The sequence below is a fragment of the Streptomyces sp. NBC_00310 genome (assembly GCF_036208085.1).
GTDB lineage: Bacteria > Actinomycetota > Actinomycetes > Streptomycetales > Streptomycetaceae > Streptomyces.
The window spans coordinates 279,356-297,971 of the sequence record NZ_CP130714.1 but is presented as its reverse complement, the minus strand read 5'-3'; the positions used below and the strand labels follow the sequence as shown (position 1 = coordinate 297,971).

The following is an 18,616-nucleotide window of genomic DNA, read 5'->3' as shown; positions in this document are numbered from 1 at the left end:
CTCACACGGGCCCTGCGGCTGACGCGTTCTCCGCAGGTTCGGGGTGCGTCCGCCGGGCGTGCTGCGTGCGTTGCGCCCAGCGGACGGCGAGCGGCGCCGCCAGGCCCGTCAGGGCGAACAGGGCTCCCACGACGTACCACCCGGGGCGGCCCCAGGTGATGCAGAGCGAGATGATCAGAGCCGGCCCGAGGGCGTCGGCCAGTCCCGCTCCCAGGCCGAACACGCCCAGGTACTGGCCGGTGGCGTGCTGCGGGGCGAGGGCGAAGGACACCTCGAAGCCCGCCGCGGAATACCACAGTTCGCCGATCGTGTGGATCACCGCAGCGGTGATGAGCAGGGCCGCGGCGGCCCACGCCGGTATGCCGGCGGCCAGGGAGATCAGCGAGCAGGAGACGAGGAAGGCGACGCCCGCCCTGCGATAGGCGTCTCCGCCGGCCGCCGGGGAAACGATGCTGCGGCTCGCGCGCACCTGGAACGCGATGACGATGACGGTGCTGGTGAGGATCGTGCCCGAGATGAGCCAGTGCGGGGCGGTGGTGGCACCGACGAGCCAGAGCGGGATGCCCACGGTGAGCACCTTGAACTGGACGGCCATGACGCCGTCGAGGGCGGTGAGGAGCAGGTAGGGGCGGTCGCGGAGGGCGGTCCAGCGGGGGCCGCCGACGCCGGGGAGCGGGGCGACCGGCGGGAGGAGGACCAGGACCACCGCGGAGACCAGGAAGGCGATCGCGTTGCCGACGACCATCAGTTGATAGGCGGTGAGCGTGCCGACCTGGACCACCCAGCCCGCCAGCACGGCACCGAGCGAGATGCCGAGGTTGGTCACCGCACGGAGGTAGGCCCGGAACTCCTGCGGCCGGTCTCCTCCGTAGTGCCTGATGAGCGGGGAGCGTGCGGCGGTTCCGGCCGTCTTCGCCCCGGCGGCCGCGCAGACCGCGAGCACGAACGGCCAGAAGCTGTCCGCCAGTACGAAGCAGGCCGTGGCCAGTGCCTGGATCACCAGGGTGACCGTGTAGACCCCGCGTGCTCCATGTCTGTCCGCCAGATGACCGACCCCGACACCCAGGGCCAGCGCGACCAGACCGGCTAAGCCCAGGCCGAGTCCCACCGTGCCCGCCGGAAGGTGAACCGCCTGGGTGAAGTACAGCACTCCGGCAGTGAGATAGAGGCCGCTGCCCATGGTGTAGACGAAGTTCGAGGCCGCGAGGACGCGCTGCGGCCGGGTGTCCGGGATCAGGCGGGGCATGGCAGGACTCCAGGTCACAGGCGGCGAGCAGGGACCACGCAAGCTTTGTCGTGCACCACACGCCTTAGCAAGAGCCCCGCTTTGGCCGAACGGCCCCGACGGCCCCGACGGCCCCGACGGCCCCGACGGCCCCGACGGCCCCGACGGCCCCGACGGCCCCGACGGCCCCGACGGCCCCGACGGCCCCGACGGCGCCGACGGCGCCGTCGAGCCCGTACGTCTCGCCCGTGCCCCGCCCGGCAGGCCTCCTGACCAGACCGGTCGTGGTCGGCGTCGTGCTGCCGGAGACCGCAGCGACGACTCCTCGCCTCAAGGGACGCCATCAGGCCGCACGTTGACAGACGTGGGTCGGACGACGTCGACCGGCTGGAGCACGTCACCGATGCCGGGCACGGCGGCCGACGCGGCAGCACCCGCGCCGCCCGACCCGAGCGCCCCTGCGCCACCCTCGTGGCACGCCGCCGGTGCCGTCCTCGAACGCGTCGCTCCTCAGCATGTGATGCGCCGGGCCCTGGACGCCCCAGGCCCGGCGGCGACGCAGGTCCCCCAGGCAGGGCCCCAGCACCAGATGCCCGAACGCTCGGTCAGCGCACCCTGTCGGCCTCCGGCGCCGGAACCGGCCGCCGGAGCAGATAGACGCCTGCGGCCGAAACCGGAACAGCCATGCACGCGATGAACACCAGCCCGGCGTCTTCCAGGCCGATCGACTCCGACAGGAGCCCCACGCCGATGACCGGCACCGAGATACCCGCATAGGCCACCACGAACAGCGCCGAGATCACGGCCGCGCGCCGGTCCGCCTCGGACACCGAGGCCACGGCGGACAGCGCTCCCCGAAACGCCAGCCCCTGCCCGGCCCCGCCGACGACGGCGCTCAGCACCACCAGCGGCAGCAGTTCCCAGCGCAGCGCGCCCGCCAGCAGAGCCAGCCCGGCCAGGAGGCCACCGCAGCCCAGCGGAAGTGACCGGCTCACGCCGACCCGGCCGACGGCCAGCTGCCCGACGGTGGAGGCGAAGAAGGCCAGCGCGACGACCAGCCCGCTCACCGCGTGGTTGTGCACGTTCAGGGACTGGGAGAGGAGGGCCGGGCTGATGGATGTGAACACCCCGAACAGGGCGAACCCCGCGAAGGAGGCAGCCGCCGCCGGTCCGAAGACCGCCCGCACCGGCGGGGGCAGGCTGGGCCGTCGCGGCCGTACGGTGCTCAGCGGCCGACGTTCCCGCACCGTCTCCGGAAGCCGCAGCAGGACGATGGCCGAGCAGGCCACCAGGGCGAGGTGGACGGCGAACGGCAGGTACAGCGGCCAGTCGGCGTACTGCGCGAGCACCCCGGCGAGCAGCGGACCGCAGCCGAGCCCGCCCATGTTCGCGGCGGTCGCCACGAAGGTGGCCCGTGAGGCGCCGCCGTGCGGTGCCAGCTCCAGTACGTAGGCCGTGGCAGCCCCGGTGAACAGGCCGGCCGACAGCCCCGACAGCAGCCGCCCCGCGTACAGCCAGCCCAGCGCGGTGGCGCACAGGAAGCAGACGGCGCTCGCGGCCGCGAAGCCCAGGCCCCACCACAGCACCGGACGCCTGCCCACGGCGTCCGAGACGTTGCCCGTCAGCAGCAGCACCGCGATGACGCCGACGGCGTAGACGGCGTAGACGACGGTGACCGTGAGCTCGGAGAAACCGAACTTCTCCTGGTAGAGGCCGTAGAGGGGGGTCGGCAGCGTCGTGCCGGCCATGCATACGGCGAACACGGACCCGCTGAGCACGCACCAGCGCCAGCGTCCAGGATCACCGTCCATACCGCTGAAGGTAACCTGGCCCGCGCAGGCCCGCGTCCTGACGCCGCCGGCCCACCCGCCGGGAGCGGCGACGGGGCTCCTTCACCTGTGTCTCAACTCCGACCTCACCCACACCCCCGCGCGGACCGGGGAAAGGCAGACTGTCCGTATGACCCTCCACTGCGCTGTGCTCGACGACTACCAGGGCGCCGCCCTGACCCTGGCGGACTGGAGCCCTCTCGCCGACCAGGTCGAGGTGCGCACGCTCCGCGAGAACGTCACCGACCGGGACAAGCTCGTGGCCGAGCTGGCCGACTGCGAGATCGTCGTCATGATGCGGGAACGCACCCCCTTCGACGCCGACCTCCTGCGCCGACTGCCCCGGCTGCGCCTGCTGGTGACCACCGGCATGCGCAACGCCTCCATCGACCTCGCCGCGGCGCGGGCCCAGGGCGTCACCGTGTGCGGTACGGCGAGCAGTTCCACCCCGCCCGTCGAACTGACCTGGGCGCTCCTCCTCGGCCTCGCCCGGCACATCACCGCCGAGAACCGGGCCCTGCGCGAGGGCGGCCCCTGGCAGTCCACCGTCGGCCAGGACCTGCACGGCCGCACCCTGGGCCTGCTCGGACTCGGCAAGATCGGCACCCGGGTGGCCCGCGTCGCCACCGCCTTCGGCATGGAGGTCCTCGCCTGGAGCGAGAACCTCACCACCGAGCGAGCGACCGAGGCCGGAGCCCAACCGGCCGACAGCAAGGACGATCTGCTCCGCCGCAGCGACTTCGTGTCCGTCCACCTCGTCCTGTCCGACCGCACCCGCGGCCTGCTCGGCGAGCCGGAACTGCGCGCGATGCGTCCGCACGCCCACCTCATCAACACCTCCCGCGCCGCCATCGTCGACCGTACGGCTCTGCTGCGCGCCCTGCGCGAGGGCTGGATCGCCGGAGCGGGCCTCGACGTCTTCGCAACCGAACCCCTCCCCGCCGACGACCCCCTGCGCTCGCTGCCGAACGTCCTCGCCACCCCACACCTCGGCTACGTCACCGAGCGGAACTACCGCACCTTCTACACGGAAGCGGTGGAGGACATCACCGCGTTCCTGGCCGGTAGCCCGGTCCGCCGGCTGACGGGCGCCTGATCCGACCGTCATGGCCCCGTGGGCAAGGCAAGGTTCGACGGTATTGGGCTTGGGCCGCCGCGCCGGCCGTACTGACGCCGACGGTGAGGGCGAGACGACAGCCTCCGAGGCCGTTTCGCGAGGGCTTCACCGAGTGACGATGCTGTGCCGCCCTGTCTACTTGAGGGAACCGCCTCCCGCGTAGGCGATGTTCGGCCGGGGCGGCCGGGCCATGCCGGCGCCGAGGAAGTAGTCGACGTGGTGGGACTGCAGGTAGCCCTTGAAGGTCATGGCGTTGCGGTAGGCGGGGTTGTGGGCCGGCGTGTACAGCCGGGTGGTCGTGGGCTGGTTCGTGGTGAAGATGATCAGCTCGTTGTAGGAGGCGTTGGTGTACACGGCCTCCTCGCGCCAGTCGCCGAGGATGTCGCCGACGAGGGTGGGCCCGCCCTGCGCGGCCGTGACCGCACCGTGGTTCCAGGTGCTGACCAGCCGGGGCAGGCTGCCGCTCGACGTCGGGTTCAGCGGGTTCCACTTCTCGATCTTGCCGTCGTTGAGCAGTTCCATGGTGAGGTCGCCGTCCCACCACAGACCCAGCTGTGGCCACGGGCGCAGTGAGGTGTTCGGCTCGGTGAGCCTGTTGGAGGGGGCGTTGTACAGGCCCGAGAAGGACCAGACCTCCATGCCGGGGTGGCGTGGGTCGACGTCGCCCGCCATGCCGCGTCCGACGTCGGAGGGGCCCCCGTTGTGCTTCCAGATGACGGAACCGGTCGCGGCGTCGTAGTAGTACTCCAGCAGCCCGCTCGGGTTGTCCTGTTGCACGCCGTAGCCTTCGAGGCCGGGTCGGCCGGGGTCCATGTCCGCGAGGTGGAAGCGGTCGCCGTGGATGATGCCCTGGGGTGCCATCAAGTAGCGCAGGGAGCCGTCGCCGTTGAGGACGAACCCGATCTCGGCGACCTCGTCCCTCCCGTCACCGTTGACGTCGATGGCGCGGGTGTTGTGCCCGTCGGGTGCGTTCTGGCTGCCGCGCAGCCACGTCCACTCCTGCCTCAGCGCACTGCCGGTGAACCGCCAGGAGGCGACCATCAGGTTGAAGGAGCCGTCGTCGCGCCGGTTCTTCATGTAGGCGACCAGGCTCGGCGTGGTGCCGTCGAGGTACGCGACCCCGAGGCGCCCGCCCATCGGGCCGTCGCCCAGGTAGGTGGTCGGCACCGCTGCCCAGTTGCGCAGCGCCCCGGTCCGGCCGTCGAGGACGGCCATGAACTGACGCGCGTCGTCCGCGTGGGTCCAGGTGGTCCCGTCGCCGAACCTGACTCCGTCGGCGATCTTCAGGGCGACCTCCGCGCGGCCGTCGCTGTCGAAGTCGTACACGGTGACGCCGTCCCAGTGGCCCACGTCGATCGCGGACGAGCCCGGTTCGATGTTGTCCTGGTTCTGGCTGTTCGGCCCCATGTCGACCTCCCAGAGAAACTGCCCGCGGCCGCTGTACGCCTCGAGCTTCTGGGGGGAGGTCTGCCGGTCCAGTACGTAGTCGTACTCGCCGTCGCCGTCGAGGTCACCGACCCAGACGAACTTCACCGGGCCGCCGGAGCGCAACGGCACGCGGACCACCGGCTCCGTGGCGTGATCGGCCGTCAGGGTGAAGGCCCCGCTGGGCGCCTGCTCCTGCCCGCCCACCACCGGAACGACCCGGTAGCTGTTGGACCGCGTCAAGTCGGCCGTGGAGTCCGTGTAGTTGGTCCCACCCGTCAGTACGCTCGCGTTGAGTTTGACGTACGCGCCGCCGCCGGTGGACCGGTACACGTCGAAACCGATGCCCTCCGGGTCGAGTCCCAGCAACCGCCAGGAGACCAGCACCTGGGTGCTGCCGGAGCGCACCGCCACGACCCCGCGCCCGAGGTTCTCCATCACGCGCGCGGCCTGAAGCGTCGGATCGTCGGCCACGGCCGTGGTCACGCCGGGCGAGGCGAGGCTCGTCGGCCCGGTGGCCAGCGCGGCGCAGACGGCCAGGACCGCCGAGGCGCCGAGGGACCTCCGACGGGCAACCGAGGACCATAATGCCATGCGCATGACAACCTCCTGTGGCTCGCGGTGGCGGTACGAGGCGTACGGCCTGGGTGTCCGGTTCCGACCCGGAACGGAAACCCTGACGAGTTAAACCGTTTACACGCTTGCGATGGAAGCACCGCGAGGAGGGCGCGTCAAGGCGGTCGGAGTCACAACATCCCTGGAGTTCATGGGTGTTGAGGCCTCGGCCTGCTCGCTCGCCGATCGACTGGAAACGCTTCCAGCCGTGACGAACCGCGACCCGCCCCGGCCCGTCGGCGTGCTCGACTGCCGTCGGGTCACACGGCGGCGAGGGCGACCTCGGTCGACTTGATCAGCGCCGTGACAGGGGAGCCGACCTCGAGGCCGAGGTCGCTGACGGCGTCCCTGGTGATGACGGCCGTCAGTTCGCCGCCCTCGACGGTGACCTTGACGGAGGCCATCGCGGCACCGGTGGCGATGTCGCTCACGGTGCCGGGCAGCCGGTTGCGGATGGACAGGCCCTCCACCGCGCCGGTGGCGAGCGAGACCTCTGTGGACTTGACCAGGGCGTTCACGGCGGAGCCCGCGGCGAGTCCGAGTTCCTCGACGGCGTCCAGGGTGATCGCCGAGGTGAGGGCCTGGCCACCGTCGAGGCGGACCTTGACCGTGGCCATGGCTTCGCCAGGGGTGACGGAGGTGACCGTGCCAGGGATCTGGTTGCGGATGCTCAGACGCATGGGAGGGCCTCACGGGGAAGGGTTGATTTGCCGGTATCGCTTACCTCTGCGGGGATAAAGGTAGCCGGGTCGGCCGTGAATGCTCCGCTGCCGCTCGCATCCGCGACGGGCGCGACGGGCGCGGCGCGGTGATCAGCTCCCGAGCCGAGGGCGCGAAGGGGCGGTCCACGGGTGCCGTCCCGGACGGCCAGGGCTCCCCCCGAGCGCAGGTGACCGCTCAAGAGCCCGGTGTGAACCCGGCGCAACCATTCGTGCCGTTCGACGGTCACCTGGAGTGGGAGCAAAGTGCTCTCATGGATGCAAGGGGGAAATATGGGAATCATGCGTAATGTCGCGGCAGTTGGGGCGTTAACCGCGCTGGCGGTGGGCGGCTCGATCGCGCTCGGCACGACCGCTTCCGCCGCACCCAACGTCACCCCGCAGGGTGTCTGCGGCAGTGCCTACAAGACCGTGAACTCCGCGCCCGTCGGTTCGTTGGGCACCGTCTACCTGACGTACAACTCCTCGAACGGCAAGAACTGCGTCGCGACCATCCGCACCAACCCGGGCACTCTCAAGTACATGTCCGCGTACATCTACGTCCCGGACACGGAGGAGTGGGCCGAGGACTCCGAGAGCTACACGTCGTATGCGGGACCGGCATACGTCTACGGCAAGGGTCACTGCGTGAGCTGGGGCGGCAGCATCGACAACGTGTACGTGTCGGTGAACAACTCCAACTGCGCCGCCCTGAAGGAGCACCGGGTCAACGAGATCCGCTGATCCGGCACCGCACCCGGCCGCGAGTTCCCGCGCCACCGCCCTCCCGCAGTTCGACGCCGCGGCCCTGCCGCCGACGGACACCGGGAAGGCGTTCATGAGCCGCAGGTGGCGCGGGATCTCGACGGCGGATGCTTTCATCCTCAGCGGTTCAGCCCTGGTGAGGGAAGCCCTGAGCCCACCGGCTGTCTCGGTGCAGTCGCGGCCGGTGAACCGGTGGTGCGCGAAGAACGGGGCCGAGCCCGCCGACACCGACACCGACACCCGCGCCGGACTCTCGGCGGCCGGGGGCTGGTGCTCGTAGGTTGCGGGCGCTGAGCCGGCCTGACGGCCTGACGGCCTGACGGCGCCCGAGCCGAGGGTCAGCCGCTGGGTGCCGTCGGCCTCCGCCGGGTCCCGGGCGGAATGCCGGTGTCTCGTCGGCGCGGTCCTCGGCCGAATATCGCGTGCGCCGGCGTCGGTGGACGTAGCAGACTCCCCGGCATGGTCGACATGCGCATGTTCCGGGACGAGGTCACAGGCTGGGCGGCCGGTGGCTCCGGCGGGTCGGCGAAGGCGATGGCAGAGCTGCTGGGGGTGCACACGGCGGTCCTGCTGGAGGGGCTGAGCGATCTCGCGGCCGTCGAGGCGCTGGCCAGGGGGCGGGGGCGTGACCTGGCGGCGGAAGGGGTGTGCGTACTGTCGATGGGCGGGGCGATGAGCGTCGGCCGCTATGCGGGACTCCTCGGGCAGTCCGGTCTCGGCCTTCGCCTGGCAGGTCTGTGCGACGAGCGTGAGAAACCCTTCTTCGACCGGGGCCTCGACCCGGCCTCCGCCTCGCGCCCGGGTGTCTTCGTCTGCACGGCGGACCTGGAGGACGAGCTCATCCGTGCGCTGGGCCCGGCGCGGGTCGAGCAGATCGTCCGGGCCGAGGACGAGATGCGCGCCTGGCAGACCTTCCTCCAGCAGCCCGCCCAGCACGGCCGGCCCCGGCACCAGCTGCTGCGGCGCTTCATGGGCACGAAGAAGGGGCGCAAGATCCGCTACGGCCGCCTCCTGGTCGAAGCCCTCACCCCCTACCAGGTGCCCGCCCCGCTGGACGACCTCTTCGCCAGCCTCTGAGTCCGACGAACGCTTCGGGGAGGCCGTCGCCGTCGTAGACGTAGACGGACACGTGGTCGCGGTCGGCCGGTCGTACCCCGCCGAGCGGGCCGGGGCCCCAGGAGCCGGCCTCGCCGCGACGCGTTCGCCCGGCTCCACCCGGCCGATGCGGGAGCCGCCTCCTGGGGCCCCGGGCACATGGACCTGCTGTGACTTCGCCCACCTGCTCTTGCCGGGGCGAGGAGCGCTTACCTACGTTCGGTCGCATGTCCCACGATGGCCGCGCCCTTCCTGGCGAACCGGACGGACCCGCCGCAGAGAGCGATCCTGCCGCGGACCGTACGGGCGCCTCCCCGACGGTCGACCTGGTCGTCGACCTGAGCGCACACGAAATGCTCCGGCGCGCTCATGTCCTGGACGCTCTCGGCGCCGACTGGGACCCCGTGGACGCACTGCGCGGCGAGGAGGCGGCGTACGAGCTGCTGTACTCCGGCCTCAGCGCGGAGCAGCAGCGCGTGTACGACGAACTGGTCTCGGCCGGTGTGCTTCCCAGGGGAGGCGGCGGCCATGCTGCCGCTTGACCCGCAGGCCGACATCGGGCGTCGCGCCTGGGTGGCCTGCCCGAACTGCGACGACCGGCGCGGGTGCGCCACCTGCGAGCAGGGCCGCACCTGTTCCGAGCACTGGCGCTACCTGCTCTCCAACGCCGGCAGCCTGCTCCATCTGCAGTGCCGGTCGTGCACGCACATCTGGGCCCACGAGACCCATTTCGGGGCCACCCGCACCCCGTGGGAGCGCATCATCAGCGGCCTGCGACGGCGTTGACCGTACGCGGCGGCCGGCTCGGTGAGCCGGGTCGCCGGTGCCCTCGCGGGCGAGAGCCGGTGAGGCCGGACGGCGGATGGGCGCCCGCTTTCGGATGACCTCACCGTCTGTCGCCGGGGCCGGCGGGCCTCCATGGCCGAGGCTCTCGGTCGGCGGCCATCCCTGCCTGCCGTTCGTCCGCCCGGAGGCAGCCGTGCACATCCTGCTCCTAGCCAGCGCGTTCAACAGCCTCACCCAGCGCACCCACGCCGAACTGCGCGACCGCGGCTACACCGTGGCGGTCGAACTCGCCCTGCCCGGAACCTCGTTGCCGGAGGCCGTGCGGCGGCACGCACCGCGGCTCGTCGTGGCGCCGATGCTGAAGACGGCGATTCCCGAGGAGGTGTGGACCGCCTACACCTGCCTCGTCGTCCATCCCGGGCCCGTCGGCGACCGGGGACCGTCCTCCCTGGACTGGGCGATCCACGAGGGCGTCGAGGAGTGGGGCGTCACCGTCCTGCAGGCCGACGCGGAGATGGACGGCGGTGCCGTGTGGGCCTCCGTACCGTGCCGGATTCCCCAGGTGCCCAAGAGCGAGCTGTACCGGGGCGAGATCGCCGACGCCGCGATCGAGGCCGTCCTGCTCGCGGTGGAGCGCTTCGCCGGGGGCACGTACGTACCGCGCGAGCAGCACGCGGCAGGGACGGCCGACACTTGGCTGCGTCCGCGTCCGTACCTCGACCAGAGCGTTCGGCGGATCGACTGGGCCGAGGACTCCACCCAGGACGTCCTGCGCAAGCTGAGGGCGGCGGACTCGCAGCCCGGTGTGCTGGACGTGCTGCTCGGCGGTGAGTGGTACCTGCACGGCGGCCATCCCGAGAGCGTGCTGCGCGGCCGTCCGGGCGAGCTGCTGGCCACCCGGGCCGGGGCGGTCTGCCGGGCCACCAAGGACGGCGCCGTGTGGATCCCCGAGCTGCGGCCCCGGCGCGCACCGGGGCAGCCGCCCACGTTCAAACTGCCCGCCGTGGCGGCCCTGGGCGACCGGCTGCCGCCGCTGCCCGAGCACGCCCTGCCCCGGTTGCCCGAGGTCGGGCACCTCGCCTGGGCGGACATCCGCTACCGGGAGGACGGGAACGTGGGCTTCCTCTCGTTCTCCTTCCCCGGCGGCGCCATGAGCACCGACCAGTGCGGGCGTCTGCTCGACGCCTACCGCGAGGCGTGCGCACGGCCCACGTCGGTGCTGGTGCTGGGCGGCGAACGGGACTTCTTCTCCAACGGGATCCACCTCAACGTCATCGAGGCCGCCGCCGACCCCGCCGCCGAGTCCTGGGCGAACATCAACGCCATCGACGACCTGGTCGAGGCGGTCCTGACGACCACGGACCGGCTCGTGGTCGCGGCGGTCGCGGGCAACGCCGCGGCGGGCGGGGTGATGCTCGCCCTGGCCGCCGACGAGGTGTGGTGCCGCTCGGGCGCCGTGCTGAACCCGCACTACCGTCTGATGGGCCTGTACGGCTCGGAGTACTGGACGTACACGCTGCCGCGCCGGGTGGGTCCCGCGACGGCCGAACGGCTCATGCGTGAGGCCCTGCCGGTGAGTTCGGCGAGCGCACTGCGCCTCGGACTCGTCGACCGGGTGCTCGACTGCGGGCCTGACGCCTTCGCACGCGAGGCGGCCGGTCTGGCCGCGCGTCTGGCGTCACTTCCGGCGACGGCGAACCGCGTCGCCGCGAAGAAGACGGAGCTGGACCGGCTGGAGAGCACGACCCCACCGGCCGGCTTCCGTGAAGAGGAGCTGGCCCGGATGCGCCGGACCTTCGACGACGCGGACGCGCCCTATCACGCTCTGCGTCGCTCCTTCGTCCACAAGAGGCGGCCCCCGCGCACCCCGCCGCACCTCGCTTCCGCCCCGGTTGCGCACCTCGCCCGGACCCCCTCCGTCGCCGATGTCACCGGAACGGCCCTCGATGGCGTCTCGTCACGGCCGACCGGCTGATACGAAGAAGAGCGACGTTCGAAATACAGGCTTTCATCCCTTACCTCCCCAGGAGGCGGTCCCATGACTGAGGCGACGCCGGGCACGGTCGATGCCGTGGACGCGGGCGACACGCCCGCCGACGAGACACCCACGATCCACATCCTCTGGATCAACGCGGGGCTGAGCTGCGACGGCGACTCGGTCGCGTTGACGGCGGCCATGCAGCCCAGCATCGAGGAGATCGTGCTCGGCGTGCTGCCGGGGCTCCCGAAGATCGCCGTCCACTGGCCGCTCATCGACTTCGAGTGCGGTCCGGTCGGCGGCTCGGACACGTTCATCGAGTGGTTCTTCAAGGGGGAGCGGGGCGAGATCGACCCGTTCGTGCTGGTCGTCGAGGGCTCCATCCCCAACGAGGCGATCAAGCCAGAGGGCTACTGGTGCGGCTTCGGCGACAACCCGGAGACCGGCCAGCCGATCACCACCAGCGAGTGGATCGACCGGCTCGCCCCGAAGGCGCTGGCGGTCGTCGCCATCGGTACCTGCGCCACCTACGGCGGCATCCACGCAATGGCGGGCAACCCGACCGGCGCGATGGGTGTGCCGGACTACCTCGGCTGGGACTGGAAGTCCCACGCGGGCATCCCCATCGTGTGCGTCCCGGGCTGTCCGATCCAGCCCGACAACTTCTCCGAGACGCTCACCTATCTGCTCTACCAGGCGGCCGGCTCCGCCCCGATGATCCCGCTGGACGACAAGCTGCGCCCCACCTGGCTCTTCGGTGCCACGGTGCACGAGGGCTGCGACCGCGCCGGCTACTACGAACAGGGCCAGTTCGCCCTGTCGTACGACTCGCCGACCTGCCTGGTCAAGCTCGGCTGCTGGGGCCCGGTCGTCAAGTGCAACGTGCCCAAGCGCGGCTGGATGAACGGGATCGGCGGCTGCCCCAACGTCGGCGGCATCTGCATCGCCTGCACCATGCCCGGCTTCCCCGACAAGTTCATGCCGTTCATGGACGAGCCCCCCGGCGCCAAGGTGTCGAGCAACGCCAGTGGGGCGTACGGCGCCGTGGTGCGCAAGCTGCGGTCGATCACGGCCAAGACGGTGGACAAGGAGCCCAAGTGGCGCCGTACCGGAGACAAGATCACCACCGGATACCGACCCCCGTGGTGAGCGACCGCCGAAGGTAACCCGCTCCCCGCTTCGTGCACCCCCCCACATGAACCGACCGCGCAACGAAGGGCACGGCACAGACGATGGCACCGAGGACGAAGACGGCCGGCGACGGCAGTGGCCTGGTGGAGATGGCCTGGGACCCGATCACCCGGATCGTGGGCAGCCTGGGCATCCACACGAAGATCGACTTCAAGCAGAAGCGGGTCGCGGAGTGCTACAGCACCTCGTCGGTCTTCCGCGGCTACAGCGTCTTCATGCGTGGGAAGGACCCCCGCGACGCCCACTTCATCACCAGCCGCATCTGCGGGATCTGCGGCGACAACCACGCCACCTGCTCGGTGTACGCGCAGAACATGGCGTACGGCGTGAAGCCCCCGCACCTCGGCGAGTGGATCATCAACCTCGGCGAGTCCGCGGAGTACATGTTCGACCACAACATCTTCCAGGAGAACCTGGTCGGGGTCGACTACTGCGAGAAGATGGTCAGGGAGACCAACCCCGGCGTCCTCGCACTCGCCGAACGCACCGAGGCCCCGCACGCCGCCGAGCACGGCTACCGCACGATCGCCGACATCATGCGCTCGCTCAACCCCCTGGAGGGCGAGTTCTACCGTGAGGCCCTCCAGGTCAGCCGCTACACACGCGAGATGTTCTGCCTGATGGAGGGCCGCCACGTCCACCCCTCCACGCTCTACCCGGGCGGCGTCGGCACCATCGCCTCCGTACAGCTCTTCACGGACTACATGAGCCGCCTCATGCGGTACGTCGAGTTCATGAAGCGCGTCGTGCCCCTGCACGACGACCTGTTCGACTTCTTCTACGAGGCTCTGCCCGGGTACGAGGAGGTCGGCCGCCGCCGGGTCATGCTCGGCTGCTGGGGCGCGCTCAACGACCCCGAGTACTGCGACTTCACCTACGCCAACATGACCGACTGGGGACGGAAGATGTTCGTCACCCCCGGCGTCATCGTCGACGGCAAGCTCGTCACCAACGACCTCACCGAGATCAACCTCGGTATCCGCATCCTGCTGGGCAGCTCCTACTACGAGGACTGGCAGGGCCAGGAGCAGTTCGTCACCCACGACCCGCTCGGCAACCCGGTGGACCCGCGCCACCCGTGGAACCAGCACACCATCCCCGCCCCGCAGAAGCGGAACTTCGACGACAAGTACAGCTGGGTCATGTCCCCGCGCTGGTTCGACGGCAAGGACCACCTCGCCCTGGACACCGGTGGCGGCCCCATCGCCCGCCTGTGGTCCACCGCCCTGTCCGGGCTCGTCGACATCGGCTACATCAAGGCCACCGGCCACAGCGTGGTCATCAACCTGCCCCGCACCATGACCAAGCCGGAGACCACCTTCGAGTGGAAGATCCCGCGGTGGTCCAACGCGCTGGAGCGCAACCGCGCCCGCACCTACTTCCAGGCGTACGCCGCCGCCGTCGCCCTGCACTGCGCGGAGAAGGGCCTGGCGGAGGTCCGCGCCGGACGCACCCAGACCTGGGAGAAGTTCGAGGTCCCGGACGAGGGCATCGGCGTCGGCTTCACCGAGGCGGTCCGCGGCGTCCTCTCCCACCACATGGTGATCCGCGACGGCAAGATCGCCAACTACCACCCGTACCCGCCCACCCCCTGGAACGCCAGCACCAGGGACACCTTCGGCACGCCCGGCCCGTACGAGGACGCCGTGCAGAACACGCCCATCTTCGAGGAGAACACCCCGGACAACTTCAAGGGCATCGACATCATGCGCGCCGTCCGCAGCTTCGACCCCTGTCTGCCCTGCGGCGTCCACATGTACGTCGGTGGCGGCAAGACCGTGAAGTCGATGCACGTGCCCACCGGCCTGAGCGGACTGGGCGGATGAGCGCGGCGACGGCGACGGCGCCGATGAACGCGGAGCAGACCGGACGCCGCGTCGAGGAGGTGCTGGACCGACTGGCCGCGAGCGGCGACCCGGCCGCCGCCACGGCGGCCGAGGAACTCGTCCGGTCCCTCATGGACTTCTACGGCGCGGGCCTGGCCCGCATCCTCCACCTGCTGGCCTCCTCCGCCGGCTCACCGTCGGCCGCACTGCTCGGTGACGAACTGGTCGCGAGCCTGCTCGTCCTGCACGACCTGCACCCCGAGGACCGCGACACCCGTATCGCCCGGGCCCTCGACAGCGTCCGGGAACACACCCTGGAGGTCGTGGACTTCGACGAGGAGAGCGGCACGCTGAGGGTCCGGGCCCGGGAGGCCGGAGGCTGCGGTTGCGGCTCCGGCGCGGATGTCCGGCAGGCCGCGGAGGCGGCGCTCGCCTGCTTCGCCCCCGAGGTCAGGGCCGTCGACGTGGAGACCGCCCCCGAGGGGCCCACCCTCCTCCAAATCGGTACCGCACCGACGGGGACCCGATGAGCGCGACCACCGCGCCCCCCGCCGGCCTGCGAAGGTTCCTCACCGAGCGACCGCCGCAGCCGGAGCGGTGCGAACTGTGCGCGGCCGTGGTGCCCGAGGACCACCGCCACCTCGTCGACACCGAGAAACGCGCCCTCGTCTGCGCCTGCACCGCCTGCGCGCTGCTGATGGAACAGCCGGGTGCCGCCGCGGGCCGCTTCCGCGCGGTCCCGGCCCGCTACCTCACCGACCCCGGACACCGCCTCGACGACAGCGCGTGGGAGGCGTTGCAGATCCCGGTCGGCGTCGCCTTCCTCTTCCGCAACGCGGCGCTCGACCGACTGGTCGCCCTCTACCCGAGCCCGGCCGGAGCCACCGAGAGCGAACTCGAACCGGCCACCTGGGCGGAGGTCATCGGCGGCAGCCGCCTCGCCGAACTCCTCGAACCCGACGTGGAGGCACTGCTGTTGCGCCGCACCGACGGACACCGAGAGTGCCACCTCGTACCGATCGACATCTGCTACGAACTCGTCGGCCGCATGCGCCTGTTGTGGCAGGGATTCGACGGCGGGGCCGAGGCCCGTGCCGCGCTGGACGCGTTCTTCGCGGACGTCGCGCGACGGGCCCGGCCCGTGGGCGAGGCGCAGGACGCGTCGGACGCGGCGGGCCACCTGCCCAACGAGGCGGTGCGCCCGTGACGGAGTTCTCCTTCGGCTGCGTCGGCGTCCGCGCCGACCGGTACGCCGCCGGACCGACCCTCGTCTTCCGGCTGCGCGTCACGGCCGCCGACAACGCCCGCGTGCACGCCCTCGCCCTGCGCTGCCAGATCCGCATCGAACCCGCCCGCCGAGCCTACGAGCCCGCCGAGGCCGACGGACTGGCGGACCTCTTCGGCGAGCGCTCACGCTGGGGCAGCACGCTCCAGCCGGTGCAGTTCGCCCAGGTCTCGGTCATGGTCCCGAGCTTCACCGGAGAGATCGAGACCGACCTCGTCGTGCCCTGCACGTACGACATGGAGATCGCCGCCACCCGCTATCTCACCGCCCTCACCGACGGCGAGGTACCCCTCCTGATGCTGTTCTCCGGCACGGCCTTCACCGGCGCCGGCGGCTTCCGGATCGAACCGGTCCCGTGGGACCGCGAGGCCTCCTTCCGGATGCCGGTCGCCACCTGGCGGGAGATGGTCGAGCAGCACTTCCCCGGCTGCGGCTGGATCCGGCTGCCCCGCGACACCATGGACGCCCTCCTCGCCTACCGCTCCCGGCACGCGCTGCCCTCCTGGGAAGCGACCCTCAAGGCCCTGCTCGACGGCGGCGGCGCCGCGGACCCACCCCGCAGCGACCCGTTCCGCACGCTCACCGGCACCACCGGAAGGACCGACCCGTGACCGTGACCGCGTTCGCCCCCGAGACCGAGGAGCGGTTCGCCGTCGCCCGGCAGGTGGCCGACGCCGTCCTCTTCGAGGGCTATGTGCTCTACCCGTACCGCGCCTCGGCGGCCAAGAACCGGCTGCGCTGGCAGTTCGGGGTGCTCGTGCCGCCCGGCTGGGGCGCCGAGTGCGAGGAGCACGACTTCCAGCACACCGAATGCCTGATGGAACCGAAAGCGGGTGCGACCCTCTCGGTCGAGGTGCGCTTCCTGCACGCCCGGCGGCGCACCGTGCAGCGGGTCCGCCCGGACGGCGGCTTCGACACCGTCACCGAACTCGACCTCGACGACCGGGTGCTGGTGCCCTGGGACGAGGGGTTCGAGGAACGCGTCGAGGTGATCGCGCCGGTGGACGAACTCCTCGGCGACGGCGTCACCCACACCTTCCGACTCCCCGCCCGGGAGGACACCGCACCGGCCCTGGACGCGGCCGGCCGTACCGTGGGCCGACTGGTCCGGCGGTGCGAGGAGATCAACGGGAGGGTCCGGCTGTCCGCCCGCGAACTCGACGGCCCCTACCGGACCCTGCGGCTGACCGCCGTCGTCGAGAACACCAGCGACTGGACACCGCCCGAGGGGCGCGGCGCCGACCGGGACGCGGCGCTGCCGCACTCCCTGGTGGCCACCCACCTCCTCATGGCCCTCAGCGCCGGATCGTTCCTGTCGATGACCGATCCCCCCGAGTGGGCCAAGGGCGCGGTCGCCGCCTGCCGCAACCTGCACACCTGGCCCGTACTCGCCGGTGAACCCGGCCGCTCGGACCTCGTGCTGTCCTCGCCGATCATCCTGGAGGACCATCCGGCCATCGCACCGGAGAGCCCCGGCGCTCTCTACGACGCCACCGAGATCGACGAGATCCTCGCGCTGCGCACGGCGGCCCTCACCGACGAGGAGAAACGCGAGGCCAGGGGCACCGACGAGCGGGCGGCCGCCGTGATCGAACTCGCGGACTCGATGCCGGCCGAGGTACTGGAGCGACTGCACGGGGCGGTACGGAGCCTGCGCGAGGTCACCGGCCCGGCCCCCGTCGCCCCGGACCTCGGCTTCCCCGACGAGTTCGGGGTGCGGCGGCCGGAGACCCCCTGGTGGGACCCCGCGAGCGACACCGGCTTCGACCCGGCGCAGGACCGCGTGGTCGTGGACGGCCGGTCGGTGGGCAAGGGCAGCCGCGTCGAGCTCCACCCGGGCCTGCGGCGCACCGACGCACAGGACATCTTCCTGCGGGGCCGCACCGCCAAGGTCGAGGCGGTGCTGCACGACGTCGACGGCGGGGTGCACCTGGCGGTCACCGTCGAGGGCGACCCGGGCGCCGACATCCGCCGCGAGCAGGGCCGCTTCCTGTACTTCCAGCCCGACGAGGTCACACCGCTGGAGGACGACGCATGAACCCTTCCCCACCGGCCGGTCCACGGACTCTCGTGGCGGGCATCGGCAACATCTTCCTCCGCGACGACGGCTTCGGCGTGGAGACCGCGCGCCGACTCTCCGAGCGTGACCAGCCAGAACACGTCGAGGTCGTGGACATCGGGGTACGCGGGGTGCACCTCGCCTACCAACTCCTGGACGGCTACGACACCCTCGTCCTCGTGGACGCCACGGCACGCGGCGAAGCCCCCGGCACGCTGTACGTGATCGAGCACGAGGTCGCAGGCCCGAGCCCGGCGCCCGGTGCCCCCGCCCTGGACGGCCACCGGATGACCCCCGACACCGTACTGGCGCTGCTGGGCACCCTCTGCGCCGGGACCGGCGGCCGGCCACCACGCCGTGTCCTGGTCGTCGGATGCGAACCGGCCTCGGTGGACGAGGGCATCGGGCTCAGCGCGCCGGTGTCCGACGCCGTGCCGGAGGCCGTCCGGCTGATCGAAGAACTCCTGCGGAACGGCGAACCGTCCGTGGCGCAGGTCCCCACCGCTGAGGCTTCGACATGAGGAGAGACGGGATGAAGAAGATCGTCATTGGAGGAGCCGCCGTGGCGGCCCTGGTGGCCGTCGCCGCCGAGGTGCTTCCCGACCTCAGGCGCTATCTGCGGATCCGACGGATGTGAACCGGGGTGCCACCCCGGGGTGCCCTCCGGTTGCGTCGAACGGCGTACCTGCCGACGTGTGACGGCGTGCCGGGCCGTGCGCCCC

Annotated in this window: 19 protein-coding genes; 15 read left to right on the top strand and 4 right to left on the bottom strand. The window is 71.4% G+C overall.

The window, feature by feature from the left end:
• Position 1: 1 nt before the first annotated feature.
• Positions 2-1,246 (bottom strand): MFS transporter, encoded by a 1,245-nt coding sequence (locus OG202_RS01120; protein ID WP_326573329.1) that lies wholly within the window; start codon positions 1,244-1,246, stop codon positions 2-4.
• A 584-nt stretch (positions 1,247-1,830) separates the two neighbouring features.
• Positions 1,831-3,036, bottom strand: a complete 1,206-nt coding sequence (locus OG202_RS01115) for an MFS transporter (RefSeq protein WP_326573327.1) — start codon at positions 3,034-3,036, stop codon at positions 1,831-1,833.
• A gap of 148 nt (positions 3,037-3,184) precedes the next feature.
• Here OG202_RS01115 and OG202_RS01110 point away from each other — a divergent pair, with 148 nt between their 5' ends.
• Complete coding sequence (locus OG202_RS01110; RefSeq protein ID WP_326573325.1) at positions 3,185-4,150, top strand: D-2-hydroxyacid dehydrogenase family protein; 966 nt, start codon at positions 3,185-3,187, stop codon at positions 4,148-4,150.
• Between the two features lie 156 nt (positions 4,151-4,306).
• Here OG202_RS01110 and OG202_RS01105 read toward each other — a convergent pair whose 3' ends face one another.
• Together OG202_RS01105 and OG202_RS01100 are read right to left on the bottom strand one after the other, a co-directional pair.
• Positions 4,307-6,196, bottom strand: coding sequence for a rhamnogalacturonan lyase family protein (locus tag OG202_RS01105; RefSeq protein WP_327731919.1), 1,890 nt, complete (start codon positions 6,194-6,196; stop codon positions 4,307-4,309).
• 275 nt (positions 6,197-6,471) lie between these two features.
• Positions 6,472-6,891, bottom strand: coding sequence for a TOBE domain-containing protein (locus OG202_RS01100; RefSeq protein ID WP_327731920.1), 420 nt, complete (start codon positions 6,889-6,891; stop codon positions 6,472-6,474).
• A gap of 312 nt (positions 6,892-7,203) precedes the next feature.
• On the opposite strand from OG202_RS01100, the gene OG202_RS01095 reads away from it, so the two are divergent.
• From OG202_RS01095 to OG202_RS46305, 14 genes are all read left to right on the top strand, one after another.
• A complete protein-coding gene (locus tag OG202_RS01095; protein ID WP_327731921.1) occupies positions 7,204-7,653 on the top strand; it encodes a spore-associated protein in 450 nt (149 codons plus the stop codon).
• A gap of 94 nt (positions 7,654-7,747) precedes the next feature.
• The gene (locus OG202_RS01090) at positions 7,748-7,954 is read left to right on the top strand and encodes a hypothetical protein (RefSeq protein WP_327731922.1); all 207 of its coding nucleotides are present in this window, start codon (positions 7,748-7,750) and stop codon (positions 7,952-7,954) included.
• 179 nt (positions 7,955-8,133) lie between these two features.
• Positions 8,134-8,751 (top strand): TOPRIM nucleotidyl transferase/hydrolase domain-containing protein, encoded by a 618-nt coding sequence (locus OG202_RS01085; protein ID WP_327731923.1) that lies wholly within the window; start codon positions 8,134-8,136, stop codon positions 8,749-8,751.
• 245 nt (positions 8,752-8,996) lie between these two features.
• On the top strand, positions 8,997-9,311 hold the full coding sequence (locus OG202_RS01080; RefSeq protein ID WP_327731924.1) for a DUF6400 family protein: 315 nt from the start codon (positions 8,997-8,999) through the stop codon (positions 9,309-9,311).
• Positions 9,298-9,555: a hypothetical protein gene (locus tag OG202_RS01075; protein WP_327731925.1), complete on the top strand. Its 258-nt coding sequence runs from the start codon at positions 9,298-9,300 to the stop codon at positions 9,553-9,555. Before OG202_RS01080 ends, OG202_RS01075 begins: the two co-directional genes overlap by 14 nt.
• Positions 9,556-9,748: 193 nt before the next feature.
• On the top strand, positions 9,749-11,530 hold the full coding sequence (locus tag OG202_RS01070; RefSeq protein WP_327731927.1) for an enoyl-CoA hydratase-related protein: 1,782 nt from the start codon (positions 9,749-9,751) through the stop codon (positions 11,528-11,530).
• A gap of 63 nt (positions 11,531-11,593) precedes the next feature.
• Positions 11,594-12,682 (top strand): hydrogenase expression protein HypE, encoded by a 1,089-nt coding sequence (locus tag OG202_RS01065; protein ID WP_326573311.1) that lies wholly within the window; start codon positions 11,594-11,596, stop codon positions 12,680-12,682.
• A gap of 83 nt (positions 12,683-12,765) precedes the next feature.
• Positions 12,766-14,550: a nickel-dependent hydrogenase large subunit gene (locus tag OG202_RS01060; RefSeq protein WP_327731928.1), complete on the top strand. Its 1,785-nt coding sequence runs from the start codon at positions 12,766-12,768 to the stop codon at positions 14,548-14,550.
• Positions 14,547-15,080, top strand: a complete 534-nt coding sequence (locus OG202_RS01055) for a hypothetical protein (protein WP_327731929.1) — start codon at positions 14,547-14,549, stop codon at positions 15,078-15,080. Before OG202_RS01060 ends, OG202_RS01055 begins: the two co-directional genes overlap by 4 nt.
• On the top strand, positions 15,077-15,757 hold the full coding sequence (locus OG202_RS01050) for a DUF5947 family protein (RefSeq protein ID WP_326573306.1): 681 nt from the start codon (positions 15,077-15,079) through the stop codon (positions 15,755-15,757). Before OG202_RS01055 ends, OG202_RS01050 begins: the two co-directional genes overlap by 4 nt.
• On the top strand, positions 15,754-16,446 hold the full coding sequence (locus OG202_RS01045) for a DUF6084 family protein (protein WP_326573304.1): 693 nt from the start codon (positions 15,754-15,756) through the stop codon (positions 16,444-16,446). Before OG202_RS01050 ends, OG202_RS01045 begins: the two co-directional genes overlap by 4 nt.
• Entirely contained in the window at positions 16,443-17,873 is a 1,431-nt protein-coding gene (locus OG202_RS01040) for a hypothetical protein (RefSeq protein WP_327731931.1), read from the top strand. The genes OG202_RS01045 and OG202_RS01040 overlap by 4 nt, the downstream gene beginning before the upstream one ends.
• On the top strand, positions 17,870-18,415 hold the full coding sequence (locus OG202_RS01035; protein WP_326573300.1) for a hydrogenase maturation protease: 546 nt from the start codon (positions 17,870-17,872) through the stop codon (positions 18,413-18,415). Before OG202_RS01040 ends, OG202_RS01035 begins: the two co-directional genes overlap by 4 nt.
• Before the next feature lie 11 nt (positions 18,416-18,426).
• Positions 18,427-18,531 carry a DUF6893 family small protein gene (locus tag OG202_RS46305; RefSeq protein WP_405892190.1) on the top strand — a complete coding sequence of 35 codons (105 nt, stop codon included), beginning with the start codon at positions 18,427-18,429 and terminating at the stop codon, positions 18,529-18,531.
• Positions 18,532-18,616: the final 85 nt, after the last annotated feature.

What these genes read in the sequence shown, in the direction of transcription:
- OG202_RS01120 (WP_326573329.1), bottom strand. Translation starts at nt 1,246, where the DNA reads ATGCCCCGCCTGATCCCGGACACCCGGCCGCAGCGCGTCCTCGCGGCC.
- OG202_RS01115 (WP_326573327.1), bottom strand. Translation starts at nt 3,036, where the DNA reads ATGGACGGTGATCCTGGACGCTGGCGCTGGTGCGTGCTCAGCGGGTCC.
- OG202_RS01110 (WP_326573325.1), top strand. Translation starts at nt 3,185, where the DNA reads ATGACCCTCCACTGCGCTGTGCTCGACGACTACCAGGGCGCCGCCCTG.
- OG202_RS01105 (WP_327731919.1), bottom strand. Translation starts at nt 6,196, where the DNA reads ATGCGCATGGCATTATGGTCCTCGGTTGCCCGTCGGAGGTCCCTCGGC.
- OG202_RS01100 (WP_327731920.1), bottom strand. Translation starts at nt 6,891, where the DNA reads ATGCGTCTGAGCATCCGCAACCAGATCCCTGGCACGGTCACCTCCGTC.
- OG202_RS01095 (WP_327731921.1), top strand. Translation starts at nt 7,204, where the DNA reads ATGGGAATCATGCGTAATGTCGCGGCAGTTGGGGCGTTAACCGCGCTG.
- OG202_RS01090 (WP_327731922.1), top strand. Translation starts at nt 7,748, where the DNA reads ATGAGCCGCAGGTGGCGCGGGATCTCGACGGCGGATGCTTTCATCCTC.
- OG202_RS01085 (WP_327731923.1), top strand. Translation starts at nt 8,134, where the DNA reads ATGGTCGACATGCGCATGTTCCGGGACGAGGTCACAGGCTGGGCGGCC.
- OG202_RS01080 (WP_327731924.1), top strand. Translation starts at nt 8,997, where the DNA reads ATGTCCCACGATGGCCGCGCCCTTCCTGGCGAACCGGACGGACCCGCC.
- OG202_RS01075 (WP_327731925.1), top strand. Translation starts at nt 9,298, where the DNA reads ATGCTGCCGCTTGACCCGCAGGCCGACATCGGGCGTCGCGCCTGGGTG.
- OG202_RS01065 (WP_326573311.1), top strand. Translation starts at nt 11,594, where the DNA reads ATGACTGAGGCGACGCCGGGCACGGTCGATGCCGTGGACGCGGGCGAC.
- OG202_RS01060 (WP_327731928.1), top strand. Translation starts at nt 12,766, where the DNA reads ATGGCACCGAGGACGAAGACGGCCGGCGACGGCAGTGGCCTGGTGGAG.
- OG202_RS01055 (WP_327731929.1), top strand. Translation starts at nt 14,547, where the DNA reads ATGAGCGCGGCGACGGCGACGGCGCCGATGAACGCGGAGCAGACCGGA.
- OG202_RS01050 (WP_326573306.1), top strand. Translation starts at nt 15,077, where the DNA reads ATGAGCGCGACCACCGCGCCCCCCGCCGGCCTGCGAAGGTTCCTCACC.
- OG202_RS01035 (WP_326573300.1), top strand. Translation starts at nt 17,870, where the DNA reads ATGAACCCTTCCCCACCGGCCGGTCCACGGACTCTCGTGGCGGGCATC.
- OG202_RS46305 (WP_405892190.1), top strand. Translation starts at nt 18,427, where the DNA reads ATGAAGAAGATCGTCATTGGAGGAGCCGCCGTGGCGGCCCTGGTGGCC.